General features: G+C 70.8%; 7 protein-coding genes. 5 read left to right on the top strand and 2 right to left on the bottom strand.

The window, feature by feature from the left end:
* Window positions 1-16: 16 nt before the first annotated feature.
* Window positions 17-2,134 carry an N-6 DNA methylase gene (locus tag ACGFNK_RS38965; protein WP_393423877.1) on the bottom strand — a complete coding sequence of 706 codons (2,118 nt, stop codon included), beginning with the start codon at window positions 2,132-2,134 and terminating at the stop codon, window positions 17-19.
* A 195-nt stretch (window positions 2,135-2,329) separates the two neighbouring features.
* Between ACGFNK_RS38965 and ACGFNK_RS38960 the strand changes: the two genes are divergently transcribed.
* Window positions 2,330-4,024: a TIGR04141 family sporadically distributed protein gene (locus tag ACGFNK_RS38960; protein ID WP_393423874.1), complete on the top strand. Its 1,695-nt coding sequence runs from the start codon at window positions 2,330-2,332 to the stop codon at window positions 4,022-4,024.
* 501 nt (window positions 4,025-4,525) lie between these two features.
* Here the strand turns inward: ACGFNK_RS38960 and ACGFNK_RS38955 are convergent.
* A complete protein-coding gene (locus tag ACGFNK_RS38955; protein WP_393423871.1) occupies window positions 4,526-5,971 on the bottom strand; it encodes an ATP-binding protein in 1,446 nt (481 codons plus the stop codon).
* A gap of 323 nt (window positions 5,972-6,294) precedes the next feature.
* Here ACGFNK_RS38955 and ACGFNK_RS38950 point away from each other — a divergent pair, with 323 nt between their 5' ends.
* The 4 genes from ACGFNK_RS38950 to ACGFNK_RS38935 are packed head-to-tail and all read left to right on the top strand — an operon-like array spanning window position 6,295 to window position 14,973.
* Entirely contained in the window at window positions 6,295-7,989 is a 1,695-nt protein-coding gene (locus ACGFNK_RS38950) for a TIGR02677 family protein (RefSeq protein WP_393423868.1), read from the top strand.
* Window positions 7,989-9,383, top strand: coding sequence for a TIGR02678 family protein (locus ACGFNK_RS38945; RefSeq protein WP_393423865.1), 1,395 nt, complete (start codon window positions 7,989-7,991; stop codon window positions 9,381-9,383). The genes ACGFNK_RS38950 and ACGFNK_RS38945 overlap by 1 nt, the downstream gene beginning before the upstream one ends.
* Window positions 9,380-13,636 (top strand): TIGR02680 family protein, encoded by a 4,257-nt coding sequence (locus ACGFNK_RS38940; RefSeq protein WP_393423862.1) that lies wholly within the window; start codon window positions 9,380-9,382, stop codon window positions 13,634-13,636. Before ACGFNK_RS38945 ends, ACGFNK_RS38940 begins: the two co-directional genes overlap by 4 nt.
* Window positions 13,633-14,973: a TIGR02679 family protein gene (locus ACGFNK_RS38935; protein ID WP_393423859.1), complete on the top strand. Its 1,341-nt coding sequence runs from the start codon at window positions 13,633-13,635 to the stop codon at window positions 14,971-14,973. Before ACGFNK_RS38940 ends, ACGFNK_RS38935 begins: the two co-directional genes overlap by 4 nt.
* Window positions 14,974-15,844 lie beyond the last annotated feature (871 nt).

The raw sequence follows: 15,844 nt of genomic DNA, 5'->3' as shown, positions 1-15,844 counted from the left end.
TGCCGGGCCGCAGGTTTCACGCCGATCCGTGCGGCAACAGCGCGCCGCCGGTGAGTCCGGTGCTGAGGAGACGTGTGACGTCCCCGGCGGCCTGGTCGGCACGGCGGGCGGCGGTACGCAGCTCGTGCAGGCGGCGGAACGCGGCGCCGTAGCGCTGCTGTTCGGCGAGTGGGAGCAAGGGGACACGTAGTCGTCGAGGGTCCACTCGAACGATCGATGTGCCGGTCGCTGCGGCGTTGACGTTCTGTTCCGCTGAGAGGAAGCCGGCCAGGAACCAGGAGTCGAGCCGACGTTGATCCGGGCGGAAGAGCAGCAGATGGGGTCCGAGGAAGCAGCCTGTCTCGCTCGGCTCGACGACCCGGGCCACGGCGCTACGCCCCACGCGGAGCGTCTCTGTGAGTAGCACGTCACTTCCCTGGATCAAAGGGAGGGCGGCGCCGGTGGGAAGGTCCGCTTCCGTTCCGGAGGCGGGTCGGTTCTTCACGACGTCGGTTGCCGTGAGCGTCGGTCGTCCGCCGAGTTCTGGTTCGGGTTGCGGTAGCGGTTCGCCGCTACGAGTCCGGCGGCCTGCGGGCGCGGTGCGAAGCAAACTGAGAGCGCCGCCACGCAGAAGATCTGCGACCGTCGCTGTGCGCCAGTCGCGGGGGTGGGCGTCGGCCGGTGGCCAGTCGCCTTCGGCGCTGAGGCCGGTCAGGTCCCTTGCGGCTTGGTGGAGTTGGTCGTAAAGCTTCGTTGCCTTCTGGGCCAGTAGGGCGGGGTGCAGAGTTTGCCGGGAAGCTGTGCGGATGTGGCGGGCCGGGGTCAGGTCCACGGACTCGTTTAGGAGGTCGGTGATGGGTACAGCGCTGGCAATGCCCGGAGCTCCGGTGAAGCCGTCCTGGTCGGCGAGGTACGGCCGCCACGCCGAGAGTACGGTGTCGTCGATGGTGGCCCAGTCGAGATCCCGGTTCTCGGAAGCGGCGGCATCGACGAGCAGAACCGTCCCCGGAGCTTCAGCCTGCGGATCGGGCCGTTCGAGCACCCACAGGTGCAGGCCGATGTGGAGCGGAGTGGCCGCGCCCTGGGGAAGCGAGACGACCGCGCGGAGGGCTCCGTCACGTACGAGCTGCGCCCGGATGCGCCGGCCGGCGGTGCGTTCCGCGACGGCGGGCGGCATGAGGAGCACGGCACGGCCGCCGGGCGCGAGGTGGGCCAGGGAGTGCTGGACCCAGGCAAGTTCGGGCTCGCCCTTGGGCGGCACGCCGTAGGCCCAGCGTTGGTCGTATGCCAGATCCTCGTGCCCCCAGTCACGGACTCCGTACGGAGGATTGCACAGGACGGCGTCCGTGGTTAGGCCCTTGAAGGCGTCGGAGCGCAGACTGTCCCCGGTGCGTACGGAGATCGCCGCCTCGGGGGTGCTCAGCCGGAGTCGCACGGCGGCCTGAGCGGCCTGTGCGACCAGGATGTCCTGGCCGTGCAGTTCGGTCGCCCCTGCGGATGCCGCCGCGGCGAGTAGCGATCCGGTGCCGCACGCGGGGTCCAGAACGCTCGCGGGGAAGTCGCCCGTGCTGTCGGTCAGAAGTCGGGCCATGAGGTCGGCCAAGGGTCGCGGCGTGAGGTAGGTGCCGGTGCCCCCCGTGTCCTCCAGCAGGCGTTCGGCCAGGACATCCGTCGCAGCCTCGGCGCCATCCGTGACGACGCACTGCAACAAGGCCCTCAGCGGCCCGGCTGCCTCGGGGGCGTATGCGGCCTCCTCGCTTCCCGGGATGTCCTGGGCTCCGTCGTCCGCAGCTGACCGGACCCATCGCAGCAGTGCGTCGTCACGCAGTTCGGGAAGGGCTTCGCGCTGTCTCCGGTCCAGCCGGGTAGCCGCGAGCACCACAGGGAGCAGGTGCAGGGCCAGTTCGCCGTCGCCGGGGTGGGTGCGCAGCGCGGTGCGAAGCCGGTCCGCCGGTGTGTCCTCGGGGAGTTGGCCACGGGCGGAGAGCCAGGCGCGTACGGCGTCGAGGTCGTAGGTGGGGCTGGTGTCCGTGCCTCCCGCAGGGGCGGGGAAGTCCGGATGCCGACGACGCCAGTTGCTCACCGTGGCGCGGGTGACTCCGGCTAGCCGGGAGATGTCGGCGGCGGTCACGAGGGCACTGGCCTGCTGGTTCATGGGCTCCTGCCGGGTGACGTGGGGGCGAGCGCGCTGGACAGCTTCACTCTATACCGACGCCCAACCGATGTGAAGTGTTTGACAGTGCTTTCAGTTGTCGTTCTACTGGTTGTGCTTTCACTCGGTTTCCCGGCTTCCCCGGGTGTCCCGGGCTTCCCCCTGCCCACAACATGTCGATTCGAATGGAGCGGCACCATGGCCACCAGTACTTCCGGCACGTCCAAGCGCACCCTGTACCGACTTACGGGTGTCGCTCCCACGGTCGACGCGATGTTCGACGTCCTCGACCCGGCTCGGCTCGAAGCCGTTGACGCGGAACTGCACTTCCCGGAGGAGCGGTTGGGCGTTCCGGCGCTGCTGGTCACCGGCAGCTTCGAGCAGCCGGTCGCGAACTGGTGCGGTGAGATCAATCGCATGACCGGGTGCGAGGTGTCGCGGCCCGTGAACCGGTCGGCCGGGCTGCTGATGCTCGTGGTCGACGGCGAGGTGTATGCCATCGGCTACGACCAGGGCTTCCGCCTGGTGCCCGACCGGGTCAAGGACCGGCGGTTCGGGCTGAGTTTCGTGATCCGCAGGGTGGACCCCGCCCAGATCCGGGACATGGTCTCCCATACGCCGGGCGGGGGCCGGACCGACATCACCCTCGTGCCCAGTGGCGCTCCGGTCTGGAGCCTGGGTGTCCAGGAGCACGCGCAGATCGTGCGGCGGCTGGGCGGTCGGCTGGACGGGATACAGCTGACGATCGCTCAGGACGACCGTACGAAGATCTCCAGCGTCGAGGGCGGTACCGGGCTGCGGATGCGCCTCGGTATCGACGCCGCGGACCTGGTCGCGGACATCCGGGCCATCTCCCGTGTCCTTCGGGACGAGGCCCCGGCTCCGGAACTGGAGTTCGTCGAGCACATCGTCCCGGTCAAGGACGCCGACCTCGTCACGCGGCTGGAGGAGCAGCTCGACGACATGCTGGGCGACGTGCCGGACGGACGTATCGCAGTCGCCGTCCCGTCCGATCACTGGGACGACTACGGCGCCGCCCAGGCATTCGCCACCAAGGTGCACAGCCTGGAGGCGCGCCTCACCGACGACTTCAGCCTGGAGTACGTCCTCAACCGGGCCCGCGTGCAGAGGTCGGGAACACGCTTCGCCGCGCTTCGGGACGGCACCGTCACCCTCTACGCGCACACCCGGGCGGAGAAGGGTGACGTCATCTGGACGTCGAGCGTGCTGCGGTGGATCGAGGCGGAGGTAGCGCTCGGTGCCCGCCGGTTCTTCCTACTGGACGGGCAGTGGTACGAGATCGGTGAGGCGTACCTGGAGACGATCCGTTCGCAGGTGGAGCGGCTCATCACCGACACGCCCTCGGTCGACCTTCCGGCCTGGGTGCTCGGGGACAAGGAGCGGGACTACAACGAGTCGGTGCCCGACCTGCGGCCCGGGTACGTCTGCTTCGACCGTGACAACGTCCGGACCGCGTTGCACCGGGGCAACGGCGTGGAGATCTGCGACCTGCTGAGCCCGGACGACGTCCTGGTCATGGTGAAGCGGGCCAAGGGCTCCGACGCGCTGAGCCATCTGTTCGGTCAGGCCGTGGTCGCCGTGCAGACCCTGCTGCACTCGCCGGAGGCCATGGACGGGTTCGCTCGCAAGGTGGCTACGGCCCGACCTGGCAGGGGGCTGGCGGAAGGCTTCCGGCCTTCGAAGGTTACTTTCGCGATCCTGCTGAAAAACGGAACCGACCTCACCGCCGACACGCTCTTCCCGTTTTCGCAGGTCACCCTCGTGCAGACGGCCAAGATCCTTGAGGCGTGGGGCGTCGCAGTCGAGGTCACCGGGATCCAGGCTGCGACGGTGACTCCGAGCCGGGCGGGAATCCGCCACATGGCCGCGTAGCGGGCCCGTCTAACACGTCCATGGGTAACTAAGATCACCCGTACCAATTGCGGACCGACGGGCTTTCCCCTACGCGAGGACCTACCCCCCACCCGCACGAGTCACTTGTCCCCTGGGGGGGACCACCTCGTGTCCATGCTCCTGCTGAGGCTCCGCTCCGCCCAGCCGTTGATGGGCTCGCGGTTCACGTAACCACCGTCGGGTTCGCTGCAGTATGCGAAGGCGGCCGAATGGAGTCGGACCCGGGCGCCTTCGAGCGCATCGAGCAGACCGTCTGACCCCAATAGTGACGAAGACCCCGTCCGGACCGCTGCAGGGCGCGATGTCGTCTTACGTAGCCAACAAGGTAGCCACACAAGCGCACTCCCTACGCGTTTGCACAGGTCATAGCGCTGCGATGGCACTCCCCGGCGTGCAGCCCGACTCGTCTGGCGTTTCATATTTTTGCAGGTCAAAGCTCTGCTTCAGATCCGCTGATGCGCCTACCAGTGGGCGCTCGCGTCACGCAGCGGAACCCCAGGCCTCCATCAGCTGCGCGGGCTCGTACGCCGCCGCGAGTCCGTCCACCGTGACCCCGGAGCGGGACACCGCGATCAGCGGAGTGTCCTCGTCGGCACCGGGTACGGCCAGGGCGTCCCGGGCCAGCGCTGCCAGGGCCCGGCGGTCGAAGGAGCCGCGCTCGTGCCACTTGATCGAGCCGACAAACCCGATCTCGCGCGCGGGCGACCGGTCTGCCCCCACCAAGTCCACTTCGGGATTGTTCGTACGAGGCCACCAGCCGCCCACTTCCCGCACCTGCGGCCAGGTGTCGTCGGGGAGCAGCCGGGCCAGGGACTCCCTCACGACGGGTTCGATCGCCCGCCCGCGCCATGCGGTCCATCCGCGTTCGATGGCATCGACGACGATCCGGCTGCGCCCTCGCTCGATCTCCGGGATCCCCTGCTCCAGGAAGGCGAGCCAGAAACGGAGGTAGGGATCAGCGACCCGGTAACGGCGGTCGCGGTCTCCGGGGCGGGCGGAGAGAGGGCTGTCGACGGCGACGAGTCGTTTGTCGGCGAGAGTGCGCAGGGCGGGGTTCAGCGAACCGGGCGGGAGCGGCCGGTCGGCAGCCCCGGCTTTCGCGGCGATCGTCCCGAAGGTCCGCTCACCGCTGCCGATCACGGAGAGCACGTGCCTGGCTTGGAGGGCAGTGGGGAACTCGGCGGCCAGGGCCCGCTCGGCGGAGACGAGGAGGGACGAGGTGGGGTCGTCGAGGGCGCGGGCGAGGAAGTCGGTGCGGCTCTCGCCTTCCTGCCACTCCTGGCAGATGAGCGGGAGGCCGCCGGTGATCAGATGGGCGTCGAAGGCCTCCGCGGCCGGGAGCCCGGTCATCGCCATGACCTCGGAGGGGGAGAGAGGTGCGAGGACCATCTCGACCCCTCGCTGGTGGAAGGGGCGGCCATAGGCGGAGAGCTGTTCCATCATCGCCAGGTCACTGCCGATGAGGATGAGCAGTACGGGTTTCCGGCTCAGTACCCGGTCCCACACGGTCTGCAGGGTGCCCTCCAGGACCGGGTCGCCTTCGAGCATCCAGGGCAGCTCGTCGAGTACGACGATGCTGGGGGTGTCGTCCGGGAGTACCGCCGCGAGCTGACGCAGGGCGGTGTCCCATTCGGCGACGGTGGTGACGCCGGTGAGGAGGGTGGTGTCGGGCAGTGAGGAGTTCCGGACCTCGGTGAGGAAACGGGCGCGTTCGCGGTGCGCGTCTTCGCCTCGGGTGGCCTGGTGCACGACGTACGGCACCTGGGCGCGTTCACAGAAGAGGTCCACCAGCCGTGACTTCCCGACCCGGCGTCGGCCGCGGAGCAGCAGGGCCCGGCCGCGCTGGTCGCCGCGGCCCTCGCGCACCCAGGCGAGGTGGCGGTTCAGCGCGGTCAGCTCGGATTTGCGGCCTACGAAGCCTGGCATCGATCACCTTTCGAAGTTGCTCATCTTGAGCATACTCAAGTGAACCATAGTATGGAGAATACGAGTAGTGGAACAATTGCTATCTGTGACGAGGGAGGGGGTGCCCAGCAGCATGGAGAGCAGGCGGAGGCAGGTCGGTGATGCCGCGCAGCCGTGGTGCCGGGCGCACCCGGCGTGCATCGTGACGTCAAGCCCGGCAACGTCATGCTCGGCGCCGAGGGCCGTGTGGTGCTCACCGACTTCGCCGGGCCGGCGTCCGCATGAGCGGTCGGTTTTTGCCGACTTCCTCCGGAGTGTCAGTGGGGGTCCGTACGCTCGGCGGTGTGAAGGGGGACGAATTGCACGAAGAGCTGCCCGATGATCTGCCGGACGAGGGGAGCGGCACCGACGCCTGGCAGCGGCTGAGCGCGTACGCGTACCTCAGTGCACCCGAGCGCCTGGAGTACGTCGCGGTGATGCGGGTGTTCTGCGGCACGCTGCTCGCGGACTTGGCCGTTCCCGACGTGCTCGCCAAGCTGGCACAGTCGGGCGACCCGGGCACACCGAGTAAGCAGGGCAACCCGGTCGGTCCGGCGGCGGCGCTCGACGCGGAGACACTCACCGCCCGGCTGGAACAGCTCGTGCGCTGGGGCGATCTACTGCGCAGCACGCACACCGTCACGGCGAGCAGCATCGCCGAGTACCAGCGCTCCCGGTCCCGCTACCAGCTGTCCAAGCTGGGGGAGCGCGTGCAGCGCGATGCGGACGAGGTGCTCGCCGGAGCGGACGCCGCGCGCGAGGTCAGCAGTGAGCTGCTCACGCTTGTCGACCGGGGCCTGCGCGACATCGCCGCCATGGCCGCCGCGCCGGGCGGCGCGGATCCACAGCAGGCGCTGGAGCGGATCAGCACGCTCTTCGTGCAGTTCGCCGAATTCGCCGAGTCGGTACGGGACTTCTACGCCTACTTGGGCCAGGTGCTCGCCCGCTACGACCTCGACGGAGCCGAGTACCAGGGGTTCAAGGAGCTGCTGCTCGACTACGTGGAGGCGATCACTGAAGACGTGTCCTTCCGCGCACCGCGCATCGCCGCACACCTGCGGGCGATCTGGCCCCACCTGCCCGCACTGCTGAGCCGCATCGACGCACACGCGGCAGGCCTTGGAGCACTGTCCGGAGCGCTCTCCGACGCGTTGCCGAAGACGCGCGTGCAGCGCAGCCGGGGACGGGACCTGGCCGACTGGGAGGGGCTGCGCGACTGGTTCGCCGACAGCGACGGGCACGGCAGCCAGGTGGACCAGCTCCGGGACGCCACCCTGCGCGCCCTGCAGTCGCTGCTCGCCAACGCCAAGCGGATGCTGCGCTCGGCGTCCGGGGAGATGTCCCGCCGCAAGGACCTGCTCAGGCTCGCGGCCTGGTTCGACGCCGCCGAGACCGAGGAGGCCCACGACATCGCGGTCGCCGCCTTCGGGCTGTACGGAGCGCGGCATATGGGGGTGGCGCCGGATCCCGACCAGACCGTACCGGCGTACGTGAGCTGGTGGACCGGACCCGTCGTGGACGTTCCGGTGGCGTTGCGCGAGCGCGGCAGCCGGGCCCCGCGCGGGCGGTCCGCGGCGGTGGAGGATCATGGCGTGCAGAAGTGCCGCCTCATGGAGCAGGCACGCGAGCAGGCCGCCGCCCGCCAGGCCGCGGCCGCCGAACTGCGCAGCGCCTCCGGCCGGTTCGACCAGGTCAGGTTGGGCTCCGCCGCCATGCGCCTGCTGCTGGAACTCCTCACCGCCGCCCTCGGCAACGCCCAGCTACACAAGGGCGATAAGGACGATAAGGGCGACGGGGGCGACAGTGACTTTCTGCTCGACGGCGCGCAGGCCGGCGACGCCGACCTGGGCATCAAGCTCACCGCGTGGCGCACTCCGGGCACGCACACACTCCTGCGTTCCGTGGACGGTGACCTGACCGCGGACGACCTCACCCTGGTCGTCGAGAGCATGGTCGCCGACAGCGCCTTGGCGCCCGCCGCCGAGGAGGCGAGCGCCTGATGGCCCTGCCCTCCGCGCACGACGTGGCACTCGCCGCCGAACGTCGCACCGCCGCCCGCCTGCTGCTGGCCCACCCCCTGGTCACCAGCAACGGCCCGCACAGCGACACCTTCCCGCTGATCCGGCGCCACGCCGACTGGCTCGCCCAGCGCTTCCAGCAGGTGTTCGGCTACCGGCTCCTCGTCGAGGCGTCGTACGCCCGCCTGTTCAAGGCGGGTCTCGGCCCCGGATCCGGTCACCGTCTGGAGCGGCCGTCCACCGGCACACCGTTCACCCCGCGGACGTACGCCTACTTGGCTCTCGCGCTCTCGGTCCTCGTCACCGCCCCGGAACAGCTCTTGCTCTCCCAACTCGTCGCCGACCTGAGGGCCGCGGCCGTGGACGCCGGGGTCGAGGTCAGCGACACCGGGCGGCAGGCGGAGCGTCGCACGCTCGCCGCCGCGCTGCGGCAACTCGTCGACTGGGGTGTCCTCGCGGAGACCGAGGGGCACGTCTCGGCCGTCGCCGAGGAGCGGGGCGGCGAGGCGCTGCTGACCGTGGACCGCGAGATCGCCCGCTCGGTCGTCGCCGGGCCGCTGGCCCAGAGCCGCGACGGAGCGGATCTCGTACGCCGCGCGGCCGACCCCGGTTTCGGCGGCCCGCGTACGTACGTCCGCAGGCGCCTCGTCGAAACCCCCGTCGTCCACCTCGACGACCTCACCGGCGCCGAGCGCGAATGGCTGCGGACCCGGCAGCGGCGCGAGTCCCAGGCCTTCTCCGAACTGCTGGGCCTTGAGGCCGAGATCCGTGCTGAGGGCATCGCCCTGGTCGACCCGGACGGCGAACTCACCGACCTGCACCTGCCCGGCACCGGCACGGTGGCCCAGGCCGCGCTGCTGCTGGTGGGGCGGCTGGTCGACCGATTGCACCCGGAGGATCCGGGCCACCCCGCGGTCGGCGGACGGCTGGTCATCGGCGTCCCCGTCCCGGACGGGCTGCTGCCAGAACTGCTCGACGAGCTGATCGAGGAGTACGGCCGGCGCAGCAACTGGCGGCGCGGCTTCCTGGAGGACCGGGACGGGCTGCTCGCCGCTGTCCTCGACCTCCTGGTCCGCATGCGTCTGATGGCGCCCGCCGGCCCGGTGCGCGCCGACGGCCACGGCCTGCCCGAGGGGTACGAGGACGCCGCACCCGACGGCCGGTCCGTCACGGACGTCTCGGACGCCCGAGGGCAGGACGGTACGGGCGGCTGGGTGCTGCTTGCCGCGGCCGCACGGTTCGCCACCAAGGTGGCCCTCAAGTCCCGTACCGGTACCGAACAGACCGCAGCAGATCACGTCACCGGACAGTCCACAGCGGACAACGCCGACTACGTCACCGACGTCGACCACGTCACTGAGGAGCCGCCCCGGTGAACCGCCCCCCGTCCCCGCACCGTTACCGCCTGCACCGCGCCGGCATCCGGAACGTCTGGCAGTACGACGAGCAGGAGTTCTCCTTCGGAGACGGCCGCCTGCTGCTGCGCGGCAAGAACGGCGCGGGCAAGTCCAAGGCCCTGGAGATGCTGCTTCCGTACCTCCTCGACGGGGACGCCCGCGCCCTGGACGCCACCGGAACGGGCCGGACCACGCTCCTCTGGCTGATGCTCGACGGCTTCGAGCAGACCAACCGACTGGGCTACCTGTGGGTGGAGTTCGTGCGGACGGACGAGCAGGGGGACGACCACCACCTCACCCTCGGCGCGGCCATCCGTGCCTCCCAGTCGACCAGGACGGCCAAGCCGTTCTTCTTCGTCACCCCGCTGAGGGTGGGCGAGAACCTGCATCTGGCACCCGCCGGCCAGCCGCTCCCCGTGGACCAGCTCAAGTCGCTCGTCGGTGCTGAGAATGTCACCGACCGCGCAGTGGAGCACCGGGCCCGGGTCGCCCGCCACCTGTTCGGCCTCACCGACCCCGCGCGCTACCGCAACCTGCTCCACCTGCTGCACCGCCTGCGCCGCCCCACCATCGGCGACCGCATCGACTCCGGCGGACTGGTCTCCGTCCTCGCGGAGACGCTGCCCGCGCTCGACGACGAGATCGTGGACAAGGTGGCCCGCAACCTCGACGACCTGGACGCCGTACGGACCGACCTCGGGCGCCTGGAGCGGACCGACGAGGCGCTGCGGACCTTCCTCACCGGTTACCGCGGCTACCTGCACGGGGCGCTGCGCCGCCGGGCCGATGGGGTGAGCGACGAACTGGAACGGCTGACGGAGCACCGACGTGCGGCGGCCGAGGCTGCGGAGAAAGCGGCGGAGCTCCGCACGAGTGAGGAAGAACTCGCCGCTCGCCTCGGTGTCCTCAGGGCGGAGTCGGAGGCAGCCGAGACGGATCTCGCCGCCCTGCACGACAGCGCCGCCTACCGCAGCCTCCAGGAACTGGCGGAGAAGCGCGCCACTGTGACCGCGCTGCACAGCGCGGCGGCGACCGCCTTCAAAGCCCTGCGCCAGGCCCACAGCACCCAGGAAGAGGTTGGACGGCGTCTCACCGACGAGGCAGGAAGGCTCGGCGAGGAGTTGGTCGAACTCGGCACGGCGCACGGCGAGTTGCTGCGGGAGGCGGAGCGGTCCGGGCTCGACCCCGTGCACCTGGGAGAGCCCGCGGAGGTCCCCGTCACCCCGGTCGCGGCCGCGGCGGCGGCCGAACTGACGGCCCCCGACGGCGACTTCCACTTCGTCCGCCACAGCGAGGTGCTGGCCGTCGACACGGAGGCCTGCGCCGACGCGCTGCACGTCTGGGACACCCAACTGGACGCCGCGGGGCCGGTGATCAGGAACCGCGCCCGAGCCGTGACGGAACTGGTCGCGCTCATGGAGAAGTCGCGCCAGGCCCAGCGAGAGGCGTACGGGGCCGATGCCGCACGGGAGCGCCTGGAGGAGCAGGCGGAAGAGGCACGTTCGCGGGCCGGACGCCGCCGGGAGGAGACGGCGCGCGAGGGGGAGGCGTACTCCGATGGCGTCCGGGCCTGGACCGAACGGCTGCAGAGCTTCACCGGCGTGTCCCTCGACGCCGTACGCGACCTGACCGCTCACGACCCGGCGGACGGGCCGCTGCCCGCCCATGCCCCTGACGAGGTGGCCGACACCGCCCGGTCGGCCGTCGACCCGTGGCTGGCGGAACTGGGCGAACAGCGTGACGCGCGCGCCGTGGCGATCCGCGAGCTGGCCGCCGAACAGGACCGCCTGCAGCGTGAGCGGAACGACTGGGAACGCCGCACCGACCCCGAGCCCGCGCCCCCGCCTCACCGCTCAGCGCCCCGCACGCCGGGCACCGGCGCACCCCTGTACCGGCTCGTGGACTTCGCCGACGACGTGGAGCCGGCCGCCCGGGCAGGCCTCGAAGCGGCACTCGAAGCGAGCGGCCTGCTCGACGCCTGGGTGTGCGCCGACGGCACCGTCCTGGACCCGGCCACGCGGGACACCCTCCTCGTCCCCGCCGGTACGCCGCCTTCCAGGAACACCCTTGCCGAGGTGCTGCGCCCGGTCGTGGCGCCGGACAGCGGGGTGAGGACCGAGCAGGTCGAAAGCGTGCTGCGGGCGGTGGCTCTGGTGACGGAGGGAGTCACGGGCACGACGGGGGCCATGGGCACGACGGCGGACTCCGCGATCGGTACCGACGGCTTCTGGAAGTTGGGCGTCGCCCACGGTCGCCACACCAAGCTGACCGCCGAGTACGTCGGCGCCGAGGTGCGCGCTGAGACCCGCCGCCGGGCCCTGGCCGAACTCGACCGGCAACTCACCGACGTACAGGAGAAGCTGACCGAGCAGGAGAGCAACCTGCGCATCCTGACGGAGCACCGCACGAAGGTGGCCGACACCTTGAGCCACCCGCCCACAGCACGACGGCTGACCGACGCATGGGCCCGCGCGGCCGAGGCCGAGCGCACCGAACAGGTGGCGGCCGGCAAGGCGTCCGCAGCCGCCCGCGAGGCGGAGCAGGCGCGCGCCCACGCGGTCGCCGCCCGACGTGAGACCGAGGCGGCAGCAAGCGCGAACGACCTCCCGGTCGACCCGACCGCACTCGACTCCGTACGTCTCGCCCTGGACCGCCTCGGCACGGGCACCGAACGACTGCGCCGACGACTGCGCGCGGTCGCCTCCTCCGCCGACGGTCACCGCCAGGGCCGGGAAGGCTACGAGCGCGCTCTGACGTCCTGTCGGGAAGCGGAGTCCGACTACGCCGAGCCGCTCGCCCGCCTGGATGCCGCCCGCCGCACGGTCCGGGGCCTGGAGGAGGCCCTGGGGGCGTCGGAGCAGGAGATCCTCGCCCGCGAGGACGAGGCGAAGCGCCGCATGGAGGCGGTACGGCGCCAACTTCCCGGCGTTCAGCGGGACATGAGTGCCGCACACGACGAACGCGTACGCGCGGAGGAGGACGAGAGGGTACGGCGCGAGGCGCTGGCCACGCAGGAGGGCGAGGTGATCGCGAGCGGCCGGCGACTGCGTACGGCGCTGTCCTTGCCGGGCGTGAGCAGGGGCGCGGCACTCGACATTCCGGCGGAGGACAAGGCGAATACGGCGGACACGGCGGACACGGCGGACAGGGCAGGCACGGCGGACAGGGCGGACTCCACGGATGACGATGCGCGGGACCGTACGGCACGGGACCGTACAAAGTCGCTGCGCCGACTGGTCGGGGCCGTACGGAGCGGCCTTGACGCCGAGCGACGCGACATCTCGGACACCACCCTCCTCAACCGGCACACGGAGCTGCGCGACCAGCTCTCCGGAGGCTACGACGCCACGCTTGAGGAACACGACGGCATCAAGGTCTGCCGCCTCGTCGACGACCACGGGCCGGCCGACATCGCCGTGGTGGGCGAGCGCATCGCAGCCCAGGCAGCCGAGGCCCGCGAACGGCTGACGGAACGCGAGCGTGAGGTGTTCCAGCGGTTCCTGACGGGAGAACTGGGCGACCATCTGTCCTCCCAGGTCCTGGCAGCAGGCGCCCTGGTGGCTGCACTGAACGTCACCCTGTCCACGGTCCGTACGTCACACGGCTTGGGCGTCACGCTTGACTGGAAGCTGGCCGACGGCGTGGAGGCCGACGTCAAGGCGGCCGTCGACCTCCTGCGCAGCCCCTCGGGCCTGCGCACCCGCGAACAGTCCGAGCAACTCCGCGACGTGCTCCAGCGCCGCATCGAGGACGCCCGCCGCGCCGACCCGGGCGCGGGCTATGCGGCCCACCTGCGCACAGCCCTCGACTACCGCGACTGGTTCACCTTCACCCCCTGGGTCGTGAACGACGCCGCCCCCGGCAGCCGTCGCAAACTATCGGGCCGCACGGGCCTCAGTCAGGGCGAGCAACGTGTCCTTTCCTACTTGGTCCTCTTCGCCGCCGCGGCCGCCCACTTCACGAGCCTCGCGGAAACGGCCCCGCACGCACCCCGGCTGATCCTGCTCGACGATGCATTCGCCAAGGTCGACGAGCCCACCCACGCACGCCTCGGCCGCATCCTGGTCGACCTGGACCTGGACTTCGTCCTCACCAGCGAACGCCTGATCGGCAACTGGCCCGACGTGCCGTCGCTGCACATCTACGAGTGCCTGCGCGACCCGCACGTGCGAGGCGTGGCGACGCTGCACTACACGTGGAACGGGCGGCAGCGGCGGCTGGTGTCGGTATGACGAGACGGGACGCACCCGGGGCGCCCCCGGACGCCGACGCCCTGGCGTTCCTCACTCGCCCAGGTCTCACCCGCCTCTGGACGGCCGTACGGGCACGCCTGGAACGCAACGGCCTCCAGCCGACCGGCACGGTCAGGCTCCAGAACCTGGACGCACAGGAGTGCGAGGCCTTGTCCCTCCTCCTCGCGAAACCGCTCACGGCCCCCAACGCCACGATCCGCCTGGCGGATCTGGACACCCGCCTGCGCGCCAGCGCGGTCGGCCGAGGCCTGGCCGCGACGTTGGCGGAACTGGGCCCACCCCTGACCGACCGCCGCGCGGCCCGCGACGCGGCGGCAGCCGAACGCACCCGCCTGTGGTCCACGGCAGAAGAGACTCTGACTGCCACGCCGCTTGGCGATCAGCTCTGGCCCCGCCAATGGCTGGAGGAGATACGACGAAGCGGCACGCTCACCCGCCAGTCGTCCCGCCAGTCATCCGACCAGTCGTCCCAGACGGCGCTTACCACCGTCATCCAGGCCATCCAGACCCTCGCCACCCTCTTCCCCGGCACAGGGCCCGACTCCACACCCACACCCACACCCACCCCCGCCACCTGGGGCCGTGGCGAACTGGCCACACGCACCACGGGCTCGGCCCACGGCCTGGACGACGGCACGCTGCTGGCCCGCCTGGTCCTGCGCGGCATCGCGCTGGCCCAGGACGTCGAGTTCCCGACCGACGCCCCAGGTCGCCGCGCGTTGTGGCGCCGGGCCTCGGTCACCCCGGACGAGGTCTCCAGCACGGTCCTGACCTACGGTCTGCGCCCGACGGGCGGCACTTGGCAGGAGACGGCCCTCCGCGAACGCGCCGACCACCACCTGGAGACGCACCTGACGTTGCGCGAACTACGCACGGTGCGCCTGGAGTTGACCCCGCGCACCCGCATCCACGTCTGCGAGAACCCACGCATTGTGGAGGCCGCGGCGGACGCCGGCTGCACCGCACCGTTGATCTGCACCTCGGGCAGCGCGACGACGGTCGTCCTCACCCTCCTGGACGCGCTGGCCGCGACCGGCTGTGCCTTCGCCTACCACGGAGACTTCGACTGGGCGGGCATCGCCCTGGCCAACCGCGTCATGCAGCGGTACGAGGCGACGACTCCTTGGCGTATGAATGCGGCCGACTACGAGTACCTCATAACCCGCTCGCAGGTGCACGGCACCCCGCAGCTCTCCCTCACCGGCGCTCCGGTCGTGGCCATGTGGGACCCCGAACTGACCCCGGTGATGGAGGCGTTGGGCATCGCCCTGCACGAGGAAGGTGCTCTGGACCTGCTGCTGGAAGACCTCGGATAAACCAGAAGGCCTGCGCACCGCCCAGAAACGCAAGCGGATCCTGCTTCGCCTGATGGAGGAGCACGGCTGGGAGTCGGACGGCACCACGGCGACTTACGCGACGCCCCATGTCGCCGTGCACGCGATGTGCACGGCCTCTGGTCACGCGGAACGTCCGCGCAGGTCACAGGCAACTTCCACGATTCACACCGCTGTCCCCGGCGTACAGCCCGACTCGTCTGCCAGCAGGGCTCTGACCTGGACTTATGGTCTGGTCGGAGTCTTTTGTCGTGTCTGGGCACATCTCGCTTCTACCTGCCAGTTCCCGGGAGTTCCCGCGCAAGTGTGCACGCGTTGTGCACTGGGGCACGGTCTCGGGCAGGCCGCGGCACCCCGTCCGCGCCGGGCGCGAGTGACGATGCCGGCACATCTCCCGAGAGCGCGGGGTCGGCTGACGTGGTGAGCACACCGCTCTGTTCGATCCGCACTGCGCCTCGAACCCCCGGCGGGGCCACATGCAGATGGTTGGCGACGCGGGAGCGTCGACACGCCGTCCACCGTGGTAGACCGCAGCGTCCACCACGCTGCGCTCCAGCGATACCCGCGGGGGCTCGGCCTCCGCCCGGACTCCGCCCACGAGCTGCGCGAGCGCGGCCCCGGCGGCCGGATCTCCTGTGCCGACCTCGCCGATACCGATGATGATGTCCGCCATCGTCCTCGGGCCTGTCCATGGACTACGAGGTCTTCCTCCCCTCCCGCATCCGCGAGTCCTGGCTGCACACCAACACCAACCACTTCAGCGTCGCCACCGGCCAGGCCGGCGCCGCCCGCTGGTGACGACCTCGTCAGCCATGGTCGTCCAGCGCATCCTGCTCGTATTCTGTGCGTCCGC

Source organism: Streptomyces sp. NPDC048825, assembly GCF_043198355.1.
Classification (GTDB): Bacteria; Actinomycetota; Actinomycetes; order Streptomycetales; family Streptomycetaceae; genus Streptomyces; species Streptomyces xiangluensis.
This window is presented reverse-complemented; position numbering and strand designations above follow the sequence as displayed.

Bases quoted from the DNA above. Each gene is read 5' to 3' on its own strand.
- ACGFNK_RS38935 (WP_393423859.1), top strand. From the start codon at position 13,633: ATGACGAGACGGGACGCACCCGGGGCGCCCCCGGACGCCGACGCCCTG.
- ACGFNK_RS38960 (WP_393423874.1), top strand. From the start codon at position 2,330: ATGGCCACCAGTACTTCCGGCACGTCCAAGCGCACCCTGTACCGACTT.
- ACGFNK_RS38965 (WP_393423877.1), bottom strand. From the start codon at position 2,134: ATGAACCAGCAGGCCAGTGCCCTCGTGACCGCCGCCGACATCTCCCGG.
- ACGFNK_RS38945 (WP_393423865.1), top strand. From the start codon at position 7,989: ATGGCCCTGCCCTCCGCGCACGACGTGGCACTCGCCGCCGAACGTCGC.
- ACGFNK_RS38955 (WP_393423871.1), bottom strand. From the start codon at position 5,971: ATGCCAGGCTTCGTAGGCCGCAAATCCGAGCTGACCGCGCTGAACCGC.